This is a genomic window from Leifsonia sp., from assembly GCF_051955155.1.
Classification (GTDB): domain Bacteria; phylum Actinomycetota; class Actinomycetes; order Actinomycetales; family Microbacteriaceae; genus Leifsonia.
Genome location: NZ_JBQCGZ010000117.1, coordinates 1 through 21,677 on the forward strand (window position 1 = coordinate 1; position 21,677 = coordinate 21,677).

Annotated in this window: 18 protein-coding genes; 13 read left to right on the forward strand and 5 right to left on the reverse strand. The window is 72.2% G+C overall.

What is annotated here, in order from left to right; translation table 11 throughout:
* Positions 1-114 precede the first annotated feature (114 nt).
* Together ACTHMF_RS12620 and ACTHMF_RS12625 are read left to right on the forward strand one after the other, a co-directional pair.
* Positions 115-1,110: a DnaJ C-terminal domain-containing protein gene (locus ACTHMF_RS12620; RefSeq protein WP_440318013.1), complete on the forward strand. Its 996-nt coding sequence runs from the start codon at positions 115-117 to the stop codon at positions 1,108-1,110.
* 11 nt (positions 1,111-1,121) lie between these two features.
* A complete protein-coding gene (locus tag ACTHMF_RS12625; RefSeq protein WP_314147826.1) occupies positions 1,122-1,535 on the forward strand; it encodes a heat shock protein transcriptional repressor HspR in 414 nt (137 codons plus the stop codon).
* A gap of 120 nt (positions 1,536-1,655) precedes the next feature.
* On the opposite strand, the gene ACTHMF_RS12630 is transcribed toward ACTHMF_RS12625, so the two are convergent.
* Positions 1,656-2,396 carry a cysteine hydrolase family protein gene (locus ACTHMF_RS12630; RefSeq protein WP_440318015.1) on the reverse strand — a complete coding sequence of 247 codons (741 nt, stop codon included), beginning with the start codon at positions 2,394-2,396 and terminating at the stop codon, positions 1,656-1,658.
* Between the two features lie 58 nt (positions 2,397-2,454).
* Between ACTHMF_RS12630 and ACTHMF_RS12635 the strand changes: the two genes are divergently transcribed.
* The 4 genes from ACTHMF_RS12635 (at position 2,455) to ACTHMF_RS12650 (ending at position 6,469) form a co-directional block, all read left to right on the forward strand.
* On the forward strand, positions 2,455-3,324 hold the full coding sequence (locus ACTHMF_RS12635) for a LysR family transcriptional regulator (RefSeq protein WP_314147828.1): 870 nt from the start codon (positions 2,455-2,457) through the stop codon (positions 3,322-3,324).
* Positions 3,325-3,432: 108 nt separating this feature from the next.
* Complete coding sequence (locus tag ACTHMF_RS12640) at positions 3,433-4,134, forward strand: type 1 glutamine amidotransferase domain-containing protein (protein ID WP_440318016.1); 702 nt, start codon at positions 3,433-3,435, stop codon at positions 4,132-4,134.
* Positions 4,135-4,238: 104 nt separating this feature from the next.
* Positions 4,239-5,282 (forward strand): L-threonine 3-dehydrogenase, encoded by a 1,044-nt coding sequence (gene tdh / locus ACTHMF_RS12645; protein WP_314147830.1) that lies wholly within the window; start codon positions 4,239-4,241, stop codon positions 5,280-5,282.
* Positions 5,282-6,469 (forward strand): glycine C-acetyltransferase, encoded by a 1,188-nt coding sequence (locus ACTHMF_RS12650; protein WP_440318019.1) that lies wholly within the window; start codon positions 5,282-5,284, stop codon positions 6,467-6,469. The genes tdh and ACTHMF_RS12650 overlap by 1 nt, the downstream gene beginning before the upstream one ends.
* A gap of 28 nt (positions 6,470-6,497) precedes the next feature.
* Here the strand turns inward: ACTHMF_RS12650 and ACTHMF_RS12655 are convergent, their stop codons facing one another.
* Both ACTHMF_RS12655 and ACTHMF_RS12660 read right to left on the reverse strand, forming a co-directional pair.
* On the reverse strand, positions 6,498-7,883 hold the full coding sequence (locus ACTHMF_RS12655) for an alpha/beta hydrolase (protein WP_440318021.1): 1,386 nt from the start codon (positions 7,881-7,883) through the stop codon (positions 6,498-6,500).
* Between the two features lie 83 nt (positions 7,884-7,966).
* Positions 7,967-8,995: a LacI family DNA-binding transcriptional regulator gene (locus ACTHMF_RS12660; RefSeq protein ID WP_440318022.1), complete on the reverse strand. Its 1,029-nt coding sequence runs from the start codon at positions 8,993-8,995 to the stop codon at positions 7,967-7,969.
* A 141-nt stretch (positions 8,996-9,136) separates the two neighbouring features.
* Between ACTHMF_RS12660 and ACTHMF_RS12665 the strand changes: the two genes are divergently transcribed.
* From ACTHMF_RS12665 to ACTHMF_RS12675, 3 genes are read left to right on the forward strand one after another with little or no spacing between them, the layout of a single operon-like run.
* Positions 9,137-10,540, forward strand: coding sequence for an MFS transporter (locus tag ACTHMF_RS12665; RefSeq protein WP_440318023.1), 1,404 nt, complete (start codon positions 9,137-9,139; stop codon positions 10,538-10,540).
* A 12-nt stretch (positions 10,541-10,552) separates the two neighbouring features.
* Positions 10,553-13,006: a glycoside hydrolase family 3 C-terminal domain-containing protein gene (locus ACTHMF_RS12670; RefSeq protein WP_440318024.1), complete on the forward strand. Its 2,454-nt coding sequence runs from the start codon at positions 10,553-10,555 to the stop codon at positions 13,004-13,006.
* A gap of 32 nt (positions 13,007-13,038) precedes the next feature.
* Entirely contained in the window at positions 13,039-14,007 is a 969-nt protein-coding gene (locus tag ACTHMF_RS12675) for a magnesium and cobalt transport protein CorA (RefSeq protein WP_440318026.1), read from the forward strand.
* A gap of 15 nt (positions 14,008-14,022) precedes the next feature.
* Here ACTHMF_RS12675 and ACTHMF_RS12680 read toward each other — a convergent pair whose 3' ends face one another.
* Complete coding sequence (locus ACTHMF_RS12680; RefSeq protein WP_314147837.1) at positions 14,023-14,718, reverse strand: TetR/AcrR family transcriptional regulator C-terminal domain-containing protein; 696 nt, start codon at positions 14,716-14,718, stop codon at positions 14,023-14,025.
* 56 nt (positions 14,719-14,774) lie between these two features.
* Here ACTHMF_RS12680 and ACTHMF_RS12685 point away from each other — a divergent pair, with 56 nt between their 5' ends.
* Positions 14,775-16,364, forward strand: a complete 1,590-nt coding sequence (locus tag ACTHMF_RS12685; protein WP_440318028.1) for an amidohydrolase — start codon at positions 14,775-14,777, stop codon at positions 16,362-16,364.
* 175 nt (positions 16,365-16,539) lie between these two features.
* On the forward strand, positions 16,540-17,931 hold the full coding sequence (locus tag ACTHMF_RS12690; RefSeq protein ID WP_440318030.1) for an APC family permease: 1,392 nt from the start codon (positions 16,540-16,542) through the stop codon (positions 17,929-17,931).
* Between the two features lie 72 nt (positions 17,932-18,003).
* On the opposite strand, the gene ACTHMF_RS12695 is transcribed toward ACTHMF_RS12690, so the two are convergent.
* Complete coding sequence (locus ACTHMF_RS12695) at positions 18,004-19,119, reverse strand: class I SAM-dependent methyltransferase (protein ID WP_440318032.1); 1,116 nt, start codon at positions 19,117-19,119, stop codon at positions 18,004-18,006.
* A 209-nt stretch (positions 19,120-19,328) separates the two neighbouring features.
* On the opposite strand from ACTHMF_RS12695, the gene ACTHMF_RS12700 reads away from it, so the two are divergent.
* Together ACTHMF_RS12700 and ACTHMF_RS12705 are read left to right on the forward strand one after the other, a co-directional pair.
* Complete coding sequence (locus ACTHMF_RS12700) at positions 19,329-20,843, forward strand: APC family permease (RefSeq protein WP_440318034.1); 1,515 nt, start codon at positions 19,329-19,331, stop codon at positions 20,841-20,843.
* A gap of 58 nt (positions 20,844-20,901) precedes the next feature.
* Entirely contained in the window at positions 20,902-21,525 is a 624-nt protein-coding gene (locus ACTHMF_RS12705) for a hypothetical protein (protein WP_440318036.1), read from the forward strand.
* The last annotated feature ends 152 nt before the right edge of the window (positions 21,526-21,677 follow it).

Genomic DNA, 21,677 nt, shown 5'->3' on the forward strand with positions numbered 1-21,677 from the left:
CGCGGGGCGGGGGCCGCGTGAGGGCGGGGGGTTGGCCCCCCCCGCCGCTCCTCGCGCGAGACAACATGCAGACTTTGACAACGAACGACAGCACAGACTGAGAGAGGAGGCGCCGTGGCAAGCCAGGACTGGTTCGACAAGGACTTCTACAAGGTTCTTGGCGTCTCCAAGGACGTCAGCGATGCGGACCTGAAGAAGACCTACCGCAAGCTCGCGCGCAAGTACCACCCGGACTCCAACCCCGGCGACACCGCCGCGGAGGCGAAGTTCAAGGAGATCAGCGAGGCCTACTCGGTCCTCAGCGACGCCGAGGAGCGCGCGGAGTACGACCAGATCAGGGCCATGGGCTCCGGGGCGCGATTCACCTCGCCCGGCAGCAGCGGCCAGGGCGGATTCGACGACGTCTTCGGGGGCATGTTCGGCGGCGGGGCGCCGGGCGGCGCCCGCAGCTACACCTTCCAGCAGGGCGGCGGCGGGTTCGACGACGTGCTCGGCGGCCTGTTCGGCAACGGCCGGTTCGGGACCGCGAGCGGCGGCTACCGCGGCTACGGCGGCCCGACGCGCGGCCGCGACGTGACCGCGCACACGACCATCGACTTCGTGACGGCGACCAAGGGCGAGACGATCACCCTGCAGGCCTCGGACGGCAAGCCGATCAAGGTGAAGATCCCCGCCGGCGTGTCCGACGGCCAGAAGATCAAGCTGCGCGGCAAGGGCCAGCCCAGCCCGGACGGCGGCGAGGCCGGCGACATCGTGCTCACCGTCTCGGTGCGCAAGCACCCGGTGTTCGAGCGCGACGGACTGAACCTGCGCGTGACCGTCCCCGTCACCTTCGCGGAGGCCGCCCTGGGCGCCACCATCGAGGTGCCGACGCTGGGCGGCGACCCGGTGAAGCTGCGCGTCGCCCCCGGAACGCCGAGCGGCCGCGTGCTGCGCGTGAAGGGCCGCGGCGTCCAGACGTCCAAGGGCACCGGCGACCTGCTCGCCGTCGTCCAGGTCGCCGTCCCGTCGCACCTCTCCGGTGAGGCGAAGGAAGCGCTGGAGGCGTTCGCCGCCGCGCTGCCCGACGAGAATCCGCGCGAGGACCTGCTCGCCAAGGCCAGGAGCTGACGGAGCCGGGGATGGACGAGAACAGCCAGGTCTTCGTGATCTCGATCGCGGCGGAGCTGGCAGGGATGCACCCGCAGACCCTCCGCCAGTACGACCGGCTCGGGCTCGTGAGCCCGGGCCGGACCGCGGGCAAGTCGCGCCGCTACTCGATGCGCGACGTGGAGAAGCTGCAGGAGATCGCGCGGCTCGGCTCGGAGGGCGTGAGCCTGGAGGGCATCCGCCGCATCCTGGAGCTGGAGGACAACGTCCGCGCGCTGCGCGACCGCGTGCGCGAACTGGAGTCCGCGCTCGCCGACGAGCTGCTCAACCGCCCCGGCCGCCGCGTGTTCGCGGCCGGCTCGGAGGGCGAGGTGGTCTCGCTGCGCGCCGGGACGCGCGTGCGCCGCAGCAACCAGGTCGTGGTCTGGCGCCCGCTGGAGCGCTGACCGCGACCGCGAGGCTCGCCGCCGCCTGCACGGCGTGTGCCCGGTGACACGAGGGACGCGACGCGCTGCACAGTCTGTGCACCTGCGGCATGTCACGTCCCCCGTGTGCCCTTGACCCGCTCAGAGCGACGTGGAGGCGCCCTGGCCGACGTAGAGGGTGTTGGCGAACTCGTGCGCCTCGCCCGCCGCGATCTCGCGGTCGATGCCGGCGCGCACGTCCCGCATCAGCTTGTGCAGCTCGGCGTGCTTGTCCGGGTGCCGGCCGTGGCGGGTGCTGTCCCACAGGTTCGAGGCGCGGAGCGCCTCGCCCGCCTCGACCGCGAGCGTCCACTCCTCGGTCGTCGCGACCGCCGCGAACTCGGACTGCATGGTCACGAGCACGCTGATGTGCAGGGCGTCCGCCGAGATCGACCCCGCCTCGTTCACGAGGTCCAGCGTCCCGGTCGCGTCCGACAGGAACTCGACGGCGAAGCCGAGCTCCGCCGCGTCCCGCGCCGTCCCCGCGCAGCAGTGCTGGGTCATGTACCCGGCGATCGTCACGGTGTCGATGTCGTTCTCGCGCAGCCATGCCTCCAGGCCGGTGCCGGCGAACGACGACACCTCGGACTTGGTCACCAGCAGCGCCGGCTCGCGGTCGGCGACGGACGCGTGCAGCGCGGCGCCCTCCGAGCCGCGGGCGAACACCGGGGCGCCCTCGTCCTCGATGTGCTGGACGAGCACCAGCGGGACGCCGTGGTCGGCCGCGGCGTCGCAGGCGACCTCGATGTTCGGGATGGACGTGAACAGATCGGGGTGGCAGATCTTCAGGTTGCCGGTGACGTACTCGTTCTGCACGTCGATGACGATGAGCGCGCGCTTCATGCTCGGACTCTAGCGCTGAACGGCCGCCTCGGCAGACCGGGATCGCTACAGTGACCCTATGCCGAGCCCCAGCCTCGACCAGCTGCGCACCTTCGTGACCGTCGTCCGGGCCGGATCGCTCACCAGGGCGGCCCGGCTTCTCGGCGTCTCGCAGGCGACGGTGTCCGCGCACATCGACGCGCTCGAGGCGGCGCTCGGCGTCCGCCTGTTCGAGCGCGACCGCTCTGGCGTGACGCCCACCGCGAAGGGCGTCGAGCTCTCCCGGCGGGTCGCCGACCACGTGGACGCCCTGGAGGACGCCGCAGCGCTCGCCGGACGCTCCGCGACCGCGTCCCGCACCATCCACGTCGGCGGAGCGGCGGAGATCCTCTCGGTCAGGGTCGTCCCGCACCTCGCCCAGCTGACCGCCGCGGTGGACGCACCGATCCGGCTCGTGTTCGGGCTGGCCGACGACCTGCTGGAGAGCCTGTCGGCGGGCGCCGTGGACGTGGTCGTCAGCGCGGTGCCGCCGCGTCGCCGCGGGATCGCGGCCGTGCCCTTCTATGACGAGGAGTTCGTGCTCGTCGCCGCCCCGCGGTGGCGTGGCGAAGCGCTGGAGAGCATCCCGCTCGTCGCGTACGCGGAGGAGCTGCCCATCGTGCGGCGCTACTGGCGCAGCGTCTTCGGCAGGCCGCCAACAGGATTGCGGACGATCGCGATCGTGCCAGACCTCCGCGGCATCCGGGACGCGCTGCTGACGGGCATCGGCATGTCCGTCCTGCCCGGCTACCTGGTCGGCGACGCGCTCGAGGCCGGCGCGCTCGTCACCATCGACGAACCCGAGGTCGCGCCGCTGAACACGCTCTACCTCGCGACGCGCGGGCGGGAGGCGGAGAGCAACCCCGCGATCGCCGCCGTCTCCTCCGAGCTCCGGCGCCTCATCCGCTGACGCCCCGGTTCCCCGGCGCCCCCGATGCGCCGATGGCGTCCATCGGATCGCCGATGACCCCGGCGTGCAGCGGAACGCGACGATGGACGGCGTCGAAAGGACTCACCGATGTCGAACATCCTCATGGTCGTGACCGCGGCCGACTCCCTCACCCTCGCCGACGGATCGGAGCACCCGACCGGCTTCTGGGCGGAGGAGCTCGTGGTCGCCCATCGCGACCTCGTCGCCGCTGGCCACAGCGTCACCATCGCGACCCCCGGCGGTCGCGTCCCCACCGTCGATCCCGGGTCGCTCGACGTCGCGACCGTCGGCGACGCGGCGAAGGTCGAGGACCTCCGCGCGTACCTGGCCTCGATCGAGGACGAGCTGCGCCGGCCGGCCGCGCTGGACGCGATCGACGCCGGCGCGTACGCCGCCGTGGTGCTCCCCGGCGGTCACGGCCCGATGGCCGACCTCGCTCACGACCCGCAGCTGGGCGCGATCCTGATCGCGACCGACGCGGCGGGCGGGCTGATCGCCCCGTTCTGCCACGGTCCGGCCGGACTGCTCAGCGCGGTCCGTGCCGACGGTTCCTTCGCCTTCGCCGGGCGCCGGCTGACGGTGTTCAGCGACGAGGAGGAGCTGACAGGCGGCCTGGGCGAGAACACGCCGTGGCTCGTCGCGAGCACCCTCAGGGAGCGCGGCGCGCTCGTGGAGGACGGTGCGCCGTGGGCGTCCCACGTGGTGCGCGACCGCAACCTCATCAGCGGCCAGAACCCGCAGTCGAGCGAGGCGGTGGCGACGGCCGTGATCGACGCGCTGGCGTCGTAACAACGCCCACCCGCGCGGGTAGAGTTGTGCCCGGCCGCCGTGCTCACGAGGCGCAGGTGACGGCCGGCGACGATGCACGATTCGAGTCCCACGAGGATGGCGGAATGAGAGCCCTGTACAAGAGCGAGGCCGGTCCCGGCCTGTCCCTGGTCGATGTCCCCGAGCCGGAGATCGGCCCTGAGGACGTGAAGATCCGGGTGCTGCGCACGGGGATCTGCGGAACCGACCTGCACATCCTGCGCTGGGACGACTGGGCCGCGTCCGCCGTGAACGCCCCGCTCGTCCCCGGTCACGAGTTCTTCGGCGAGGTCGTCGAGGTCGGGCCGCTCGTGCACGACGTCGAGGTCGGCGACCGCGTCTCCGGCGAGGGGCACATCGTGTGCGGCACCTGCCGCAACTGCCGCGCCGGGCGCCGCCAGATGTGCATCAGGACCAAGGGCGTCGGCGTGCAGCGGGACGGCGCATTCGCCGAGTACCTCGTGCTGCCCGCGACGAACGTCTGGGTGCACCACACCTCCATCGAGCCGGAGGTCGGCGCGATCTTCGACCCGCTCGGGAACGCCGTGCACACCGCGCTCGCCTTCCCCGTCGTCGGGGAGGACGTGCTGGTGACCGGCTGCGGCCCGATCGGCCTGATGGCCATCGCGGTCGCGCGGCACGTCGGCGCGCGCTTCATCGTCGGCACCGACATCAGCGCGCAGCGGCTGGAGCTCGCCCGCGGGATGGGCGCCGACTTCACCGTGGACGTGTCGACGCACGACATCCGCGAGGCGCAGCAGGCGCTCGGGATGCGCGAGGGCTTCGACGTCGGCTTCGAGATGAGCGGCGCGCCGGCCGCGCTGCCCTCGATGATCGAGAACATGAACCACGGCGGCCGGATCGCGATGCTGGGGCTGCCGAGCACGAAGATCGCCATCGACTGGGGCATCGTCGTCACGCACATGCTCACGCTGAAGGGCATCTACGGCCGCGAGATGTTCGAGACCTGGAACGCGATGGGCGCCATGCTGCAGACCTCGAAGGCGCTGCACGACAGCATCGCCTCGATCGTGTCCGACCGCTTCCCCGCCCGCGACTGGGAGAAGGGGTTCGCCGCGGCGGCATCCGCCGGCGGCGGCAAGGTCATCCTCGACTGGACGGAGCTCTGATGTACGGGACGTTTCGCGACCACCTCGCTGTGCAGCTGGCGGAGATCGAGGAGGCGGGGCTCACCAAGCGCGAGCGCAGCATCCACGGTCCGCAGGCCGCGCTGATCACGGCGGACGGCGCCGAGGTGCTCAACTTCTGCGCCAACAACTCCCTCGGCCTCGCCGACCACCCCGCCCTGCGCGACGCGGCGAAGGCCGCGCTCGACGACTGGGGCTACGGGCTGGCCAGCGTGCGCTTCATCTGCGGCACCCAGGAGCAGCACCTCGAGCTGGAGCGCCGGGTCTCCGGCTTCCTCGGCACCGAGGCGACCATCCTGTTCTCGTCGTGCTTCGACGCCAACGGCGGCGTGTTCGAGACGCTGTTCTCGGCGGAGGACGCGATCGTCTCCGACGAGCTCAACCACGCCTCGATCATCGACGGCATCCGGCTCTCCAAGGCGCAGCGCTACCGCTACAAGAACCGGGACATGGCCGACCTGCGCGCGCAGCTGACCGCGGCGAAGGAGGCGGGCGCGCGGTTCACCGTGATCGTCACGGACGGCGTGTTCTCGATGGACGGCTACATCGCGCCGCTGCGGGAGATCTGCGACCTCGCCGACGAGTTCGGCGCGCTGGTGTTCGTCGACGACTCGCACGCCGTCGGCTTCGTCGGCGAGCACGGCCGCGGCACACCGGAGTTCTGCGGTGTCGCCGACCGCGTCGACATCTACACGGGAACGTTCGGCAAGGCCCTCGGCGGAGCCTCCGGCGGCTACGTGTCGTCGCGCCGCGAGATCGTGGACCTGCTGCGCCAGCGCTCGCGCCCGTACCTGTTCTCGAACACCCTCGCGCCGTCGATCGTCGCGGGGACGCTCGCGGCGCTCGACCTGCTGGAGCGCTCCGACGACCTGCGCGAGCGGCTCGTCGCCAACGCGGCCCTGTTCCGGTCGCTCATGACGGAGGCGGGCTTCGACCTGCTGCCGGGCGAGCATCCCATCGTCCCTGTGATGTTCGGGGACGCGGCGCTCACCGCCCGCATCGCCGACGAGATGCAGAAGCACGGCGTCTACGTGACCGCGTTCTCCTTCCCGGTCGTTCCGCGCGGCAAGGCGCGCATCCGCGTGCAGCTCTCCGCCGCGCACACGGACGAGGAGATCCGCCGCTGCGTCGACGCGTTCAGCGCGGCACGGGAGGCGGTCGCCGCCTGAGCGCGGCGCCGGTCCGCGGGCCGCTGGCTCAGCCGAGTTCGGGCAGGTCGCGGGTCGAGCGCGGGCGGCGGACGAGGAGCAGCACCAGCCGGGCGCCGAGGAACACGGCGAGGACGGACAGGTCGACGATGGTCGCTGTGCCGACAACGGCCACCGCCTGTTTCACGCCGCAGTCGCGCGGCGTCTGATCCGGTGTGCACAGCACCCGGCCAGGAGCGCTGACGATGGCGCCGGAGCCGAGCCACTGCGGGATGAACTGGTCGTACGCGCTGGCCAGACCCGGCACCAGCGCCCTGGTGTGCTCCGCGCCGGGCACCCGCCAGAAGGTGACCGTCCAGCCGGCCTTCTCCGCCGCCATCGCGTTGGTCTCGACCTGCGGCGTGTAGTAACGGTCGAGCATGCCGGCGATGAAGACGGCGGTCATGGGCTTCCCCGCGTAGCTGGTCGCCGCCATCACCTTGGCTGGCCAGGTCTTCTCGTACGCGGCGAGGTTTCCGTGCCAGTACCGGGCGAGGGTCAGGGTCCGCCACTTGTGCTCGCCCGGCTTGTCCGGGCCGCCGACGGACACGATCTTCGACCAGATCGCCGGGTACGCGGCGCCGAGGTAGGCGGCGCACTCACCGCCGTGGGAGTACCCCGCGAGTCCCCAGTCGAGTCGGTTGCTGCTCACGGGCAGGTTGGAGCGGATCCACGCGGGCACGTCCCTGGCCAGGTAGGTCTCGACCTGCCCCGCGCTGGAGTTCGCGCACGGCGGGTTCTTCAGGCTGCCGCCGAGCTGGTCGACGTCGAGGATGAACGGCGCGTCGTCCAGCTTCTGCTGGCCGAGGCTGTGCAGGGCGTCGACGGTGGGCCCGAGCCGTGGGCTGCCGGGCTGGCCCATCATCATGGTCACGATCGGGCGCGTCCCGGACGGGTGGCGCAGCCAGCCGGGCGGGACGAACAGCTTGGCGGGCCGGGCGGAGAACCGCGATGCCGTCGGCGGGATGTCCACGGTGAGCTGGGCGCCGTCGCGCAGGTTCTGCGCGGTGAGCGGGATCGTCTGACCGGCGACCGTGACCGTGCTGAGTGTCGGCCGGAGTACGACGACGCCGACCCCGACCGTGACGACGACCATCGCCGCAGTCAGCACCGCGGAGACGACCCGCATCGCGCCCCGGGACTGGATGGCGTCGCCGATGGCGAGCGGGATCGTCACGGCGGCGAGCCCGATCGCCCACCAGCCGCCGCCGGCGAGGTCGGGTCGTGGCGCGAACTGCGCCCAGAGCAGGACGCCGGCGAGCGCGGCGACCTGGACGGTGACGATCGTGAGCACCGTCGGAGTCGCGCGCAGGCGCCAGGCGCGTCCCGCGAAGCGCACGGCGGGGAGCGCGGCGAGCGCTGCGAGGGTCAGGCAGAGCCAGGCGATGGTGGGCACCGAGCCAGACTATGGTCGGGGACCTGCGGATTCGCTCGCGAAAGCGGGCCGCTGCCAGCGAAGGCGTTCAGGGAGCGTCGAGGCTAGGCGGGGGCGGGCGCCGCGGCCGTCGACTCGCGCAGGATGGCGCGCACCGGGGGAGCGTCCACGCGTTCGACGCGCTCGCCGGCGCGCATCCGCGCGTACGCGTCCGCGAGCTCGGTCGCGAGCGCGTCGGCGTCGAAGGTCACCGTGCTCAGGCGGGGCAGGTACTCGGCCCCGGCGGGGATGTCGTCCGCGCCGATGACCGAGATGTCGCCCGCCACGCGCACCCCCGCGTCGGCGAGCGCCCGGATCGCCGCCATCGCCAGGCGGTCGTCGGTGGCGAGCACGGCGGTCGGCGCCGCGGGGTCGTAGCGGAGGCCGTGCGCCCAGTCGCGCAGCGCCGTGGCCGTCGTGCCGCCGTGGACGACCGTCACCGTCGCGCCGGATCCCCTGGCCGCCTCTTCGGCTCCGGCGAGCCGGTCGCGCGCGGCGGCCGACGGGCCGGAGGGCACGAGCACGGCGATCCGGCGGTGCCCGAGCGCGAGCAGCGACTCCATCGCCACCCGGCCGAACGGCCGCTGCGGGATGACGAGCGACGGCGCGTAGTCGACCGGTTCCGCGCCGTGCACGATGAGGGCCCTGACCCCGGCGAGCCGCAGCACCTCCATCGCCTCGGCGTCGCAGCGTTCCGCCTCGGCGAGCACGGCCTCCGGCCGCAGCTTCGCCCAGAGCTGCCCGGCCTCCGCCCCGGCGACCGTGGTGTCGGCGTGCCGGAGGGCGTCGATGCCGTCGTCCACCGTGCGGCTCAGGAGCAGCTCGAACGTGCGCTCCACGGTCGCGCCGTGGTCCGCGGCGGAGGCGGCGTGCAGCAGCCCGGCGACGGCCTCGCCGCTGGCCAGCGAGCGCGCAGCGGTGTTCGGCGTGTAGCCGAGCAGCCGGGCCGCCTCCAGGACGCGGTTCCTGGTGTCGTCGGAGACGCGCGAGTTCGGCTTGTCGTTCAGCACGAACGAGACCGTCGCGCGGGAGACCCCGGCCGCGAGCGCGACATCGGCGCTGGTCGGGGCCTTGACGACCTGGGGCGTGAACATGGTGCTCTCAGTCTAGGTCTGCCGAGGCCGGCTGCTAACTCGTGTAACCAAAAACCGAGCAATAGCTTGTATTTGCCGGACAGGCCCCGTATGGTTACGCGTGTTAGCACGCAACGACGCCTGCTCGAAAGGACTGAACCCGTGACAACGCCGTCTGACGACTTCCCCGAGGGCCCCCGGCCCGTCCAGCCCACGCTCCCCTCCAACCTGTCGGGCGTCCCCGACAGCGCGGCACTGGGCTCCACCCTGACCACCGCGGACTCGCCGTTCTCCGCCGCACCCACCTCCGCCGTCTCCGCGCAGCCGGGGCAGAAGGCCAAGGTGCGCGGCCGGCTCCTGAAGCTGATGCTCTCGATGAGCGTCGCCAACCTCGCCATCTTCGGCATCTGGGGCGCCGTCCCCGGCATCCTGCTCCCCCTGCAGGTGCAGGGCATCGTCGGCGACGACCCGACCGCCAAGGCGGGCGCCCTCGCCGTGATCGCGACGACCGGCGCGTTCGCCGCCATGATCGCCCAGCCGATCGCCGGCACCGTCTCCGATCGCACGCGCAGCCGCTTCGGGCGCCGGGCGCCGTGGATGGTCGGCGGCGTGCTCATCGGCGGCCTCGCCCTCATCGGGATGGGCCTCGGCAACACGCTCGTCCAGGTCGGCATCGCGTGGGTCATCGTGCAGATCGCGTACAACTTCGCGCAGGGACCGCTGAGCGCCATCCTCCCCGACCGCGTCCCGAGCGCCGTGCGCGGCACCTTCTCGGCCCTGAGCGGCCTCGGCCTGATGCTCGGAGCGCTCGGCGGCCAGATCGCCGGCGCCGCCTTCGCGACCGCCATCCCCGCCGGCTACCTGGTCTTCGCCGGCGTCGCGCTCGTGGTGCTCGTGCTCTTCGTCGTGCTCAACCCCGACCGCTCCAACAAGGGCGAGCCCAAGCCGTCGTTCGACGTCGTCGCGTTCCTCAAGACGTTCTGGGTCAGCCCGGTCAAGCACCCCGACTTCTTCTGGGGCTTCACCGGCCGCCTGCTGCTGTTCGCCGGCTACTTCATGGTCACCGGCTACCAGCTCTACATCCTGCAGGACTACATCGGCCTGGGGGACAAGGCGGTCGCGCTCGTGCCGCTGCTCGGCATCCTCTCGCTCGCCGGGACGCTCATCTCGACCCTGATCGGCGGGCCGCTCTCCGACAAGCTCGGCCGCCGCAAGATCGTCGTCATCGTGGCCGGCATCGTCCTCGCGATCTCGCTGGTGTTCCCGCTCGTGATGCCGACGGTGACCGGGATGCTGATCTTCTCGTTCGTCGCCGGGCTCGGCTTCGGCGCCTACCAGTCGGTGGACACCGCGCTGATGAGCGAGGTGCTCCCGTCCAAGGACGACTTCGCCAAGGACCTCGGCGTGCTCAACATCGCGGCGACCCTGCCGCAGACGCTCGCCCCCGGCATCGCCGGCCTGATCGTCGTCGCCTTCGGCGGCGCGTACACGCCCCTGTTCCCCATCGGCATCGTCATCGCCATCGTCGGCGCGTTCGCCGTGCTGCCGATCAAGTCCGTCCGCTAGGAGAATCGCACCATGACCGACACCACGACGACCGAGCAGTTCCTCGACGGACTCCTCGACGCGCTCTCGCTGGAGCAGAAGGTCCGGCTGCTCACCGGCGCCTCGTTCTGGACGCTGCACGAGGAGCCGCAGGTCGGCCTCGGCACGATCGTCGTCTCCGACGGCCCCGCCGGCATCCGCGGGCAGCTCTGGGACGAGCGCGACGCGTCGGCGAACCTCCCGTCGCCGACGGCGCTCGCCGCATCCTGGGACGTCGACCGCGTCCACCGGCTCGGGCAGCTGATCGCCGCGGAGGCGCGCCGCAAGGGCGTCGGCGTCGCGCTGGGGCCGACCGTCAACATCCAGCGCTCGCCGCGCGGCGGCCGGCACTTCGAGGCGTACAGCGAGGACCCGTGGCTCTCGGGCGTCGTCGGGACCGCATTCGTGAAAGGCGTCCAGTCCTGCGGCGTCGCCGCGACCCCCAAGCACTACGTCGCCAACGACAGCGAGACCGACCGCATGACGGTCGACGTGCACGTGGACGAGCGCACGCTCCGCGAGGTCTACCTCGCGCCGTTCGAGCGGATGGTGGTCGAGGGCGGCGCGTGGCTGGTGATGTCCTCCTACAACTCGGTCAACGGCGTCACGATGACGGAGAACGACCTGCTGCGCTCGCCGCTGAAGGACGAGTGGGGCTTCGACGGCGTCGTCGTCTCCGACTGGGGCGGCGTCCGGGACACCGTCGCCGCGGCGCGCTCGGCGCAGGACCTGGCGATGCCCGGCCCGCAGGGCGTCTGGGGCGCGGCGCTCGTCGAGGCGGTCCGCGCCGGCCAGGTGGACGAGGCGCACGTGGACGAGAAGGTGCGCCGCATCCTGCGGCTCGCCGGCCGGCTCGGCGCGCTCGACGGCGTGGAGGCCGCGACGCCGCTCGCCGAGCCGTGGCCGCAGGAGCGCATCGACGCCCTGCTGCGCGAGGCCGCCGCAGACGGGATGGTGCTGGTGCGCAACGAGGGCGGCCTGCTTCCCGTCGCGGCAGACGGGACGACCGTCGCGGTGCTCGGCCAGCACGCCCGCGTCGCGCGCAGCCAGGGCGGCGGCTCCGCGACCGTGTTCCCGCAGCACGTGGTGACCCCGCTCGACGGCATCGCCGACGTGTTCGGCGCGCAGAACGTCCGGTTCGCGCCCGGGGTGCGCTCGTCCGAGTCCGTCCTGCCGCTCGACGCACGGGTCTCGACCGACCCGGCGACCGGCGAGGGCGGCGTGCACGTGCGCTTCCTCGACGCCGAGGGCGGCATCCTGCTCGACGAGCACCGGATGGGCGGCCGGCTCGCCTGGCTCGGTGACCCGGTGCTCGGCTCGACCGCCGTGATCGAGGTGACGGGCACGTTCACCGCGCCGGAGGACGGCGAGTACGCCGTCGGCTTCGCCGGTCTCGGCCTGTTCCGCTTCGAGGTGGATGGCGAGCTGAAGAGCGACGGGCTGTTCTTCCCCGAGGGCACCGATCCCTTCATGGCGTTCCTGAACCCGCCGAAGCAGTCCTTCCCGCTCGCGCTGCGCGCCGGCCAGACGGTCTCGCTCCGGCTGGAGCATCGCCCGCAGGTGCAGCCGGAGCTCGCCGCCGTGATGTTCACCGTGGGCTACGAGGAGCCGTTCGCCGACCAGGAGGCCGAGCTGCATCGCGCCGTCGAGCTGGCCGCGGACGCGGACGTCGCGGTCGTCGTCGTCGGCACCACGGAGACGCTGGAGTCGGAGGGCTTCGACCGCACCGGACTGCGCCTCCCGGACGGCCAGGACGATCTGGTCCGGCGTGTGGTCGCGGCGAACCCGCGGACCGTGGTCGTCGTCAACTCGGGCGGTCCCGTCGTCCTGCCGTGGCTGGAGAAGGCGCCCGCCGTGCTGCTCACCTGGTTCCCCGGGCAGGAGATGGGCGCGGCCATCGCGGACGTGCTCACCGGCGCGGCGGAACCGGGCGGGCGCATCCCGACCACCTGGGCGGCCGACGAGGAGGACGTGCCGGTCTGGCAGGTCGAGCCGGTCGACGGTGCGCTGTTCTACGACGAGAAGCTCAACGTGGGATACCGCGAGTGGCTGCGCAGGCAGGCGCTCGGCGGTCCGGCGCCGGCCATCCCGTTCGGGCACGGTCTCGGCTACACCTCGTGGACGATCGGAGAGCCGGAGCTCGACGGCCTCGCGCTCCGGGTCCCGGTGACGAACACCGGGGATCGCGCGGGCAAGCAGGTCGTGCAGGTCTACCTCTCGCGGGTGTCCGAGTCCGCCGTCGAGCGGCCGGTGCTGTGGCTTGCGGGGTACGCAGTCGTGCGCTCCGAGCCGGGGACGACGACCGTCGCCACCGTCGAGATCGAGCCGCGGTCGCTGCAGTACTGGTCGGTCGACGACCACGCCTGGCGCACCGAGCCCGGCACGTACGCGGTGCACGTCGGAGCCTCCGTCGCCACGCTCGGCGACCCCCTGGAGTTCACGGTCTGATCGGCTACCGTGGCGGAGGAGAAGGAGCCGCCATGATCGTCGACAACGCCGTGTACGTGCACGGGGTCCGGACCAGCCCGGTCTCGCTCGAGGACACCTTCGAGACGGTCCGCGACCGCGGCGGCTTCGCCTGGATCGGCCTCTACCGGCCGACCGAGGAGGAGCTCGGCGCGGTCGCGGCCGAGTTCGACCTGCCGGCGCTCGCCGTCGAGGACGCGCTCGCCGGGCACCAGCGGGCCAAGATCGAGAAGTACGGCTCGACGACGTTCGTCGTGCTGCGTCCCGCGACCTACCTGGACGACGTGGAGGAGGTCGAGTTCGGCGAGGTGCACGTGTTCCTCGGCGAGGACTTCGTGATCACGGTGCGGCACTTCGAGCGCCCCGACCTCGCCGCGGTCCGGCGCAGGCTGGAGCACGACGGGTCGCTGCTCGCGCACGGCCCGATGGCGGCGCTGTACGGCATCCTGGACGAGATCGTCGACGAGTACTCGCCCGTCGTCGCCGGCCTGCAGAACGACATCGACGAGATCGAGGACCAGCTCTTCAACGGCGACCGCGGCGTCTCTCGCCGCATCTACGAGCTGTCCCGCGAGGTGATGGTCTTCCAGCGCTCGGTGGATCCGCTGCGCGACGTGCTCCAGTCGGTCCGGGACGCGCTACTCGCGCACGACGGCGACGCGAGCCTGCGCGACGGCTTCCGCGATGTGCAGGACCACGTCATCCGCATCAGCGAGCGCGCCGAAGGCTTCCGGCAGATCCTGCAGAACGCTCTCATGGTGCACACGACGCTCGTCGGTCAGGCGCAGAATGACGAGGTCAAGAAGATCTCCGGATGGGCCGCCGTGCTTTTCACGCCGACGCTCGTCGGCACCGTCTACGGCATGAACTTCACGAACATGCCTGAGCTGCACTGGTCGCTCGGCTATCCGTTCGCGCTGCTGCTGATGCTCGGGATGGGCGTCGGGCTCTACCTGGTCTTCAAGCGCAAGGGCTGGATCTAGCGGTCCGGCCGGCGGTCAGCGGCTCGCCGTGAGCTCCGCGAACCGCGCGCGGAGGCCGGCGAGCAGCGCATTCAGCCCCACCGCGAAGGCGCCGTCGGCCGGCGGTGCGTCGCCGATCGCGGCGGCGCGCGCCGCGTACGCCGACGCGAACGCGGGCACCGCGTCCTCCTCGCCCGCCGGGTCGAACATGTCGCCGGGGGCGACCGCGTCCAGCGCCGAGCCGAGGATGAACGACTCCACCGCCACGATCGTCGGCAGCACCTCCGCCTCCGGCCAGCCGCCGCGCACCATCGCGGCGACGACCGTGTCGTACATCCGCATGGTGCGCCGGGCGCCGGTCAGCGGCAGCGTCGCCAGCAGTGCGATGGTCGGGGGATGCGTCGCGAACGCCACCCGGTAGGAGTGCGCCCAGTGCAGCATCGCCGCGTCCCACGGCCGGTCCGCGAACGCGCTCACGTCGATCCGGTCGCTGATCAGCTCGCGGACGCCCGCGATCACGTCCTCCTTGCCGTCGACATGGTTGTAGAGCGCGCTCGGGCGCACCCGCAGGGCCTGCGCGAGCCGGGACATCGTGAAGCCGTCCGCGCCGCTCTCGTCGAGCAGCCGCAGCGCCGCCTCGGCGATCAGGGTCCGCGTGAGAACGGTCGTCCTCGGCCGGCCGACGCGGCGCGCCGGGCGATCGATTCCGGCGCTGCTCTTCCCCTCGGGCACGCTCACACCCTAGTATCTGTCGAAATAAAAGAACGCCATTCATTTATGGAGGTGGGATGGGCGTCAACGTCTTCGTCAACGGGACCATCATCGGCGGCTACGGCGCGGACGCGCCGGAGCACGCGGCGGCCGCGATCCGGGACGGCCGCCTCGTCGCCACCGGCCCGGACGCGGAGGCGCTGCGGGCGACCGCCGACGAGGTGGTCGACCTGGACGGCGGCGTCCTCGCCCCCGCCTTCGGTGACGGGCACGCGCATCCCCTGCAGGGCGGACTCGAGAAGCTCGGGCCGCAGGTACGCTCGTGCGCCAGCGTCGAGGAGATCGTCGCGTGCGTGCGCGACTGGGCGCAGCGGCATCCCGAGCAGGAGTGGATCTACGGCGCCAGCTACGACGCGACGCTCGCCCCGGAGGGCCTGTTCGACGCGCGCTGGCTCGACGAGGCGGTCGCCGACCGGCCGGTCGTCCTGCGCGCCTGGGACTACCACACGGTGTGGGTGAACTCCGAGGCGCTGCGCCGCGCCGGCATCGACGCGCAGACCCCGGAACCGCCGCTCGGCCGCATCCCGCGCCGGGAGGACGGCAGCCCGCTCGGCATCCTCCAGGAGCCGGGCGCCGTCGACCTGCTGCTGCCCGTCGAGCCCGGCCGCGGCCACGAGGAGCGCGTGGAGGCGCTGCGCCTGGCGACCGCGGAGTACGCGGGACTCGGCATCGCCTGGATCCAGGACGCCTGGGTGGAGCCGGTCGAGGTGGACGCGTACCTCGACGCGTCGGCGCGCGGCCTGCTCTCCACGCGCGTCAACCTGGCGCTGCGCGCGGACCCGCTGCGCGGGCGGGAGCAGGTCGACGGCTTCGCCGAGGCCCGCCGCCGCGTGCAGGACGCGGGCGACCCGCTGCTCGCGGCCAGGACGGTCAAGGTGTTCGTCGACGGCGTCGTCGAGAACCACACCGCCGCGATGCTCGCCGACTACACGGACGTCCCCGGCGACCGCGGGCTGCCGAACTGGGATGCTGCCGAGCTGGCGGAGGCCGCCGCCGCGTTCGACGCACTCGGCTTCCAACTGCACCTGCACGCCATCGGCGACGCCGCCTGCCGCACCGCGCTCGACGTCTTCGAGGAGGTCGAGCGCAGGAACGGCCCGCGCGACCGCCGCCCGGTCATCGCCCACGTGCAGGTCGTCGACCCCGCCGACCTGCCGCGGTTCGAGCGGCTCGGCGTGATCGCGAACTTCGAGCCGCTCTGGGCGCAGCTCGATCCGATGATGGTCGCGCTGACCCTGCCGCGCCTCGGCCCGGAGCGCGAGGAGCTGCAGTACCCCATCCGCACGCTGCTGAGCGACGCGAAGATCTCGTTCGGCAGCGACTGGCCGGTCAGCGACAACGACTGGCGGCCCGGGGTCGCCACCGCCGTCACCCGGCAGACCGCGGAGCGGGTGCCCGCGGCGGGATGGACGCCCGCCGAGCGCATCCCGCTCGCCGACGCACTGGAGGCCTACTCCTCCGGCGTCGCCCACCAGGCCTTCGCCGACGCCGACCCGGCCGAGCGCGACCTGGTCTGGCTCGACCGCGACCCGCGGACCGTCGACGCGCACGACCTGCGCGGGATCCGCGTGCTCGGGACCTGGGTGGCGGGAGTGCGCCGCGCCTGACGCGCGACCGCGCCACCCGCCGGCACCGAGGCCGCATCCCGGCACCACCGCACCAACGGCACCACCGCACCAACGGCACCACCGCCCCACCCGCACCACGAAGGCACCGCACAGACCCACCCGTCCCCCATCCCCCGACCCCGTCAGCACCATCCGACGAAGAGAGGCCAGCAGCATGACAACGACCGACCTGCCCGCCCCCTCCGCGCAACCCCGGCTCAAGCGCGCGCTCGGACCGACCGCACTCGTGCTGTTCGGCCTCACCTACCTCGCCCCCGTCACCGTCTACACGACGTACGGCATCGTGACGCAGTCGACGGACAACCACCTGCCGTCCGCGTACGTCGTCGCGCTGGTGGCGATGCTCTTCACGGCGCTCAGCTACGGCGCGATGGCGCGGCGCTACCCGGTGTCCGGCTCGGCGTACACGTACACCCAGCAGGCGTTCGGCGGCCACGTCGGCTTCCTCACCGGCTGGACGCTGATGCTCGACTACCTGTTCCTGCCGATGATCAACTTCCTCCTCATCGGCATCTACCTGAACACCCAGTTCCCCGACATCCCGCAGTGGGTGTTCGCGCTCGCGGCCCTGCTGCTCGTGCTGCTCTTCAACGTGCTCGGCATCACGCTGGTCAACAGACTGAACATCGCGATCGTCGCGCTGTCGGTGCTCCTGGTCGTCGTGTTCGCCGTGCTCGCGATCAAGGAGCTGGTCACCAACCCGTCCGCCGAGACGCCGAGCCTGATCGAGCCGTTCCTGCCCGGCACCGGCGGCCTCGGCCCGGTGTTCGCCGGCGCCGCGGTGCTCGCGCTCTCCTTCCTCGGCTTCGACGCGGTCTCCACGCTGTCCGAGGAGGCGAAGAACCCGAAGCGCGACATCCCGCGCGCGATCCTGCTCACGACGCTGATCGGCGGTGCCATCTTCATCGTCGTCTCCTGGCTCGGCGCGCTGGTCTTCCCCGACTGGCACGCGTTCACGGACGTCGACTCCGCCGGCGTGGACCTGATGGCCAAGGTGGGCGGCACCTTCCTCACCTCGTTCTTCGTCGCCGTCTACGTCGTCGGCGCGTTCGGCTCCGGCATGACGACGCAGGTGAGCGTGTCCCGCATCATCTACGCGATGGGACGCGACCGCGTGCTGCCCGGCGTGTTCGGGAGGCTGCACCCGCGGTTCAAGACGCCGTGGGTCGCCGCGCTGGCCGTGTCCGTCGTCTCCCTGCTCGCGCTGGTGCTCACGCTGGACGTCGCGGCCACCATGATCTCGTTCGGCGCGCTCGCCGCGTTCTCGATGGTCAACCTCTCGGTCATCCGCATCCACCTGTTCCCGAAGGGCGGCCGTGACCGGGCCTCGGCGGGGGAGTGGGTGCGCTACGGCGTTCTGCCCGCGATCGGCTTCCTGCTGACGGTGTGGCTGTGGACGTCGCTGACGGCGACCACGTTCATCGTCGGCCTCTCCTGGATGCTGCTGGGCGCGATCTACCTCGCCGTCCTGACCCGCGGCTTCCGCCGCCGCCCCCCGGTGATGGACTTCTCCGAGAAGGACGCCGAGCCCGCCCCCGCCTCCTGATCCCCGCCATCGCTTCCGGAGTTCTTCACGCGACACGCCGGCGCCGAGCGTGAACAACTCCGGAAGCGTTGGTCAGCGGCGCCGCGATGCGGTGACGGTGAACTTCGCGTTGCGCGCGATCTGCCTGGTCGGCCCGACGACGCGTTCGAGGGCCGGCCGGTAGCCGAGGTGCGAGTTCCACACCGCCCAGAGCTCGCCGCCGGTCGCGAGCACGCGGGCCGCGTCCGCGAACAGCCGGTGCGCGATGCCGGTGTGGACGGCGCCGCCGATGTGGAAGGGCGGGTTGAGCACGATCAGGTCCGCCGAGCCGTCCGGCCGGCTCGCCAGGCCGTCGTCGCGCGCCACCGTCACCCGCTCGGCGACGCCGTTCGCGGCGGCGGTGGCGCGGGCGGAGGCGACGGCGGCCGCCGACTGGTCGGTCGCCAGCACCCGCAGCTCCGGCCGGCGCAGCGCGAGCGCGGAGGCGAGCACGCCCGTCCCGCAGCCCAGGTCGATCGCGGTGCGCGCCTGGGGCAGCGCCTCGTCCAGCACCGAGAGCAGCAGCCGGGTCCCGATGTCGACGGAGGTCCCCGCGAAGGCCGCGCCGTGCGCGCACACCCAGAGGCCGGTCTCCTCGTCGCGGGCGCGTTCCGGCCAGCGGTCGAGCGCGGTCGCCGCGGCCGTGCGGGGACCGGTCGCGGTGAGGATGCGCGCCTTCTGCCGCGCGAGCGATGCGGTCACGGAGTCGAACACCTCGCCGAGCACGGCGTTCATCGCTGTCGTCATGTGCTTGACCATCCCGCCCGCGTAGACGACGACGGCGGGATGCGCGTGCTCGGCGATCAGCGCGGCGATCTCCTCGAGCGCGTCCAGGCTGCGCGGGAGCCGGAGCAGCACGACGCGCGCGCCGGCCACCAGCCCGGCGTCCAGCGCGTGGTGCTCGTAGCTGCCCGCCAGGCCCAGCTCGCCGGCGTTGGCATCGAGGGCGCGCTCGCCGGTGAGGGCGTCCTGGTGCACCCGGATGCCGCGTGCTCCGCGCGCCGCGGCCGCCAGCGTCAGCGCCCCGTAGGCGTCGCCGATGACGACGAGACCCGGCGCGAGCACCGCGTCGCCGGCGGTGTCTGCGAGGTAGCGGTCTGCAGCGTCGGAGGCGAACAGGTTCTCCGCCTCCACGTCGGGTCTGCGCCGGAGACGCTCGTACGGGAACACGGCGTCCAGTCAACCAGACGGGCGCTGGGCCAGCCGCGCCTCCCGGCGCCGTGAACCGCCGGTTACCGAAGCGAAACAGCCGAAGGACTGTCGGTTTCCTCCGCTTCTCTCAGAATTCTCAACCGAATCCGTGGCGAAAAGGCTTGTCGTCGCCGCCGCTGATTGCTAACGTCCCCCTGTCGCATCAGCGACCGCAGCCAGGGAGAGCAATGACGCAGACGAATTCCCCGAAGGCCACCGCCGGCCAGCCGCAGCCGAACGCGCACGCGCACGAGCTGCAGGCGGACGGGGTGAGCGCGGCCGGCTCCATCGTGATGGCGGTCGCCGGTTCCGCCCCCGCCTACTCGATCGCGGCCACGACGGCCATCCTCGTCGGCGCCGCTGGGCTCGGGGCGCCCGGCGTGCTGCTCTGGTGCGGCATCCCGATGCTCGGCATCGCCTGGGCGTTCCTCTACCTCGGCCGCATCGACGTCAACGCCGGCGCCGCCTACTCGTGGGTGGCGAGGGCGCTGCACCCCATCCTCGGCTTCCTCTCCGGCTGGGCGCTCGTCATCTCGGCCACCATCTTCATGGTCGCCGGAGCGCTGCCGGCCGGCGCGATGACCGTCTCGCTGTTCGCTCCGGACCAGGCGAACAACACCATCCTCATCACGGTCGTCGGGGCGGTCTGGTTCCTGGTGATGGCCGCGTGCGTGCTCTTCGGCGTGCACATCACGGCCCGCGCGCAGTGGATCATGTCGCTGATCGAGGTGGCGATCCTCGTGGTGTTCGCGGTCCTGATGATCGTGCGCGCGGCGACCACGACCCACGCCGGCCCGAGCTTCTCGTGGGACTGGCTCGGCTTCTCGCACCTCGCCGGCCCCGGCGTCTTCGTCACCGCCGCGCTGACCGCCGCGTTCTACTTCTGGGGCTGGGACGTCTCGGCGAACCTCAACGAGGAGACCAGGAACGGCCACAAATCGGCGGGCTCGGCCGGCATCATCGGCGTGCTCATCGTCTTCCTGCTGTTCGTGCTCTTCACCATCGGCACCCTGATGATGCTGCCGTCGAAGACCATCGAGAACAACCAGGCGAACATCCTCGTGCCGCTCGGCGAGGCGGTCTGGCCGGGGCTCGGCGGCAAGATCCTGATCGTCGCGGTCGCGCTGTCCACGATCGCCACCCTGGAGACGACGCTGGTGCAGGTGACCAGGACGCTGTTCGCGATGGGACGCGACAACACGCTCCCGAAGGCGTTCGGCCGCATCCACCGGAAGTGGCGCACCCCGGCGTTCGCGACGCTCGTCGTCGTCGGCGTCTCGGTGATCCTGTTCCTCGGCTCGACCTTCATCGGCAGCGTCGGCGACGTGATGAGCAACGCGATCAGCTCGATCGGCGTGCAGATCACGTTCTACTACGCGCTGGCCGGGGTCGCGGTGATCGTGGCCTACCGCAAGGTGCTTTTCGCGTCGGTCCGCAACTTCTTCCTGATCTTCCTGTGGCCGCTGGTCGGCGCGATCTTCATGGCCTGCATGTTCGGCTTCTCGATCCCGAACAACGACCCCATCGTCAACATCCTGGGCGTCGGCCTGATCGTCGTCGGCCTGATCCCGGTCGCGATCTACTACCGCAAGGCGCGCGGCTACTACACGCGCCGCCCGCTCGAGCTCCCCGACGAACTCGACGAGAAGGCGCCTCCCGGCATCGACGACCGCGATCCGGCGGCCTCCGGCCCGCGCGCCTGACCCGACGGCGCGGCGACCGGCCGCCATGGCCGCCGCGCCGGGTGGATAGACTCGACGCATGAGTTCGCGCGGTGTCCGGGTCGTCCGCGGCCTCGCCGCCGCCGGCACCGCGACCTTCGTCGCCGCGCTGTTCCACATGGCGGGAGGCGGTGAGGCGCCCAGCGTCGTCGCCGTCACCCTCAGCCTGGTCTTCTCGACCCTCGCGAGCATCGCCCTGGCGGGCAAACGGCTGGCGCTCTGGCGCGTGACCGCGTCGGTCGCCGTGAGCCAGTTCCTCTTCCACGCGCTGTTCTCGCTCAGCCCGTCCGCCTCGTTCAGCGGGCTGCCCGCCGGCGGTCACGTGCACGCCGGCATGCACCTGACGCTGATCCCGGGGGCGGGAGCCGGCGCCGACGCATCGTTGCTCGCGGGCGACGCGGCCATGTGGGCCTCCCATGTCGCCGCCGCGCTCCTCACGATCGCGGCGCTCCGGCACGGCGAGCGCGCCTTCTGGGCCGTGTGCCACGTCGCGTTCTTCCGGCTGCGCCGATTCGTCGACCTGGTCACCGCCGTGCTGGCCTCGCCGGCGACGCCGCGCCGTGCTCCGATCGAGACCGCGCCGGCGACCCTGCCAGCGCTGGACGTCGTGCTCGGCGGGATGCGGCACCGCGGGCCGCCCGTGGGGATCGTCCCGGCCCGCTGAGCAGCCGGGCGACGTCGCTGGACGTCGTCCGCGACCGTTCGTCCGCGGCCGGGAGGACGCATCGCCTCCGCGTCAGGGCGCCGGCGCGCGCCCGCGCCGAGGTGCCAACCCCCTCCCCACATCCCGCCGTGCATCGGCCGAGAATCGGTCAT

What these genes read in the sequence shown, in the direction of transcription:
- ACTHMF_RS12625 (WP_314147826.1), top strand. Translation starts at nt 1,122, where the DNA reads ATGGACGAGAACAGCCAGGTCTTCGTGATCTCGATCGCGGCGGAGCTG.
- ACTHMF_RS12630 (WP_440318015.1), bottom strand. Translation starts at nt 2,396, where the DNA reads ATGAAGCGCGCGCTCATCGTCATCGACGTGCAGAACGAGTACGTCACC.
- ACTHMF_RS12635 (WP_314147828.1), top strand. Translation starts at nt 2,455, where the DNA reads ATGCCGAGCCCCAGCCTCGACCAGCTGCGCACCTTCGTGACCGTCGTC.
- ACTHMF_RS12640 (WP_440318016.1), top strand. Translation starts at nt 3,433, where the DNA reads ATGTCGAACATCCTCATGGTCGTGACCGCGGCCGACTCCCTCACCCTC.
- tdh (WP_314147830.1), top strand. Translation starts at nt 4,239, where the DNA reads ATGAGAGCCCTGTACAAGAGCGAGGCCGGTCCCGGCCTGTCCCTGGTC.
- ACTHMF_RS12650 (WP_440318019.1), top strand. Translation starts at nt 5,282, where the DNA reads ATGTACGGGACGTTTCGCGACCACCTCGCTGTGCAGCTGGCGGAGATC.
- ACTHMF_RS12660 (WP_440318022.1), bottom strand. Translation starts at nt 8,995, where the DNA reads ATGTTCACGCCCCAGGTCGTCAAGGCCCCGACCAGCGCCGATGTCGCG.
- ACTHMF_RS12670 (WP_440318024.1), top strand. Translation starts at nt 10,553, where the DNA reads ATGACCGACACCACGACGACCGAGCAGTTCCTCGACGGACTCCTCGAC.
- ACTHMF_RS12675 (WP_440318026.1), top strand. Translation starts at nt 13,039, where the DNA reads ATGATCGTCGACAACGCCGTGTACGTGCACGGGGTCCGGACCAGCCCG.
- ACTHMF_RS12685 (WP_440318028.1), top strand. Translation starts at nt 14,775, where the DNA reads ATGGGCGTCAACGTCTTCGTCAACGGGACCATCATCGGCGGCTACGGC.
- ACTHMF_RS12690 (WP_440318030.1), top strand. Translation starts at nt 16,540, where the DNA reads ATGACAACGACCGACCTGCCCGCCCCCTCCGCGCAACCCCGGCTCAAG.
- ACTHMF_RS12700 (WP_440318034.1), top strand. Translation starts at nt 19,329, where the DNA reads ATGACGCAGACGAATTCCCCGAAGGCCACCGCCGGCCAGCCGCAGCCG.
- ACTHMF_RS12705 (WP_440318036.1), top strand. Translation starts at nt 20,902, where the DNA reads ATGAGTTCGCGCGGTGTCCGGGTCGTCCGCGGCCTCGCCGCCGCCGGC.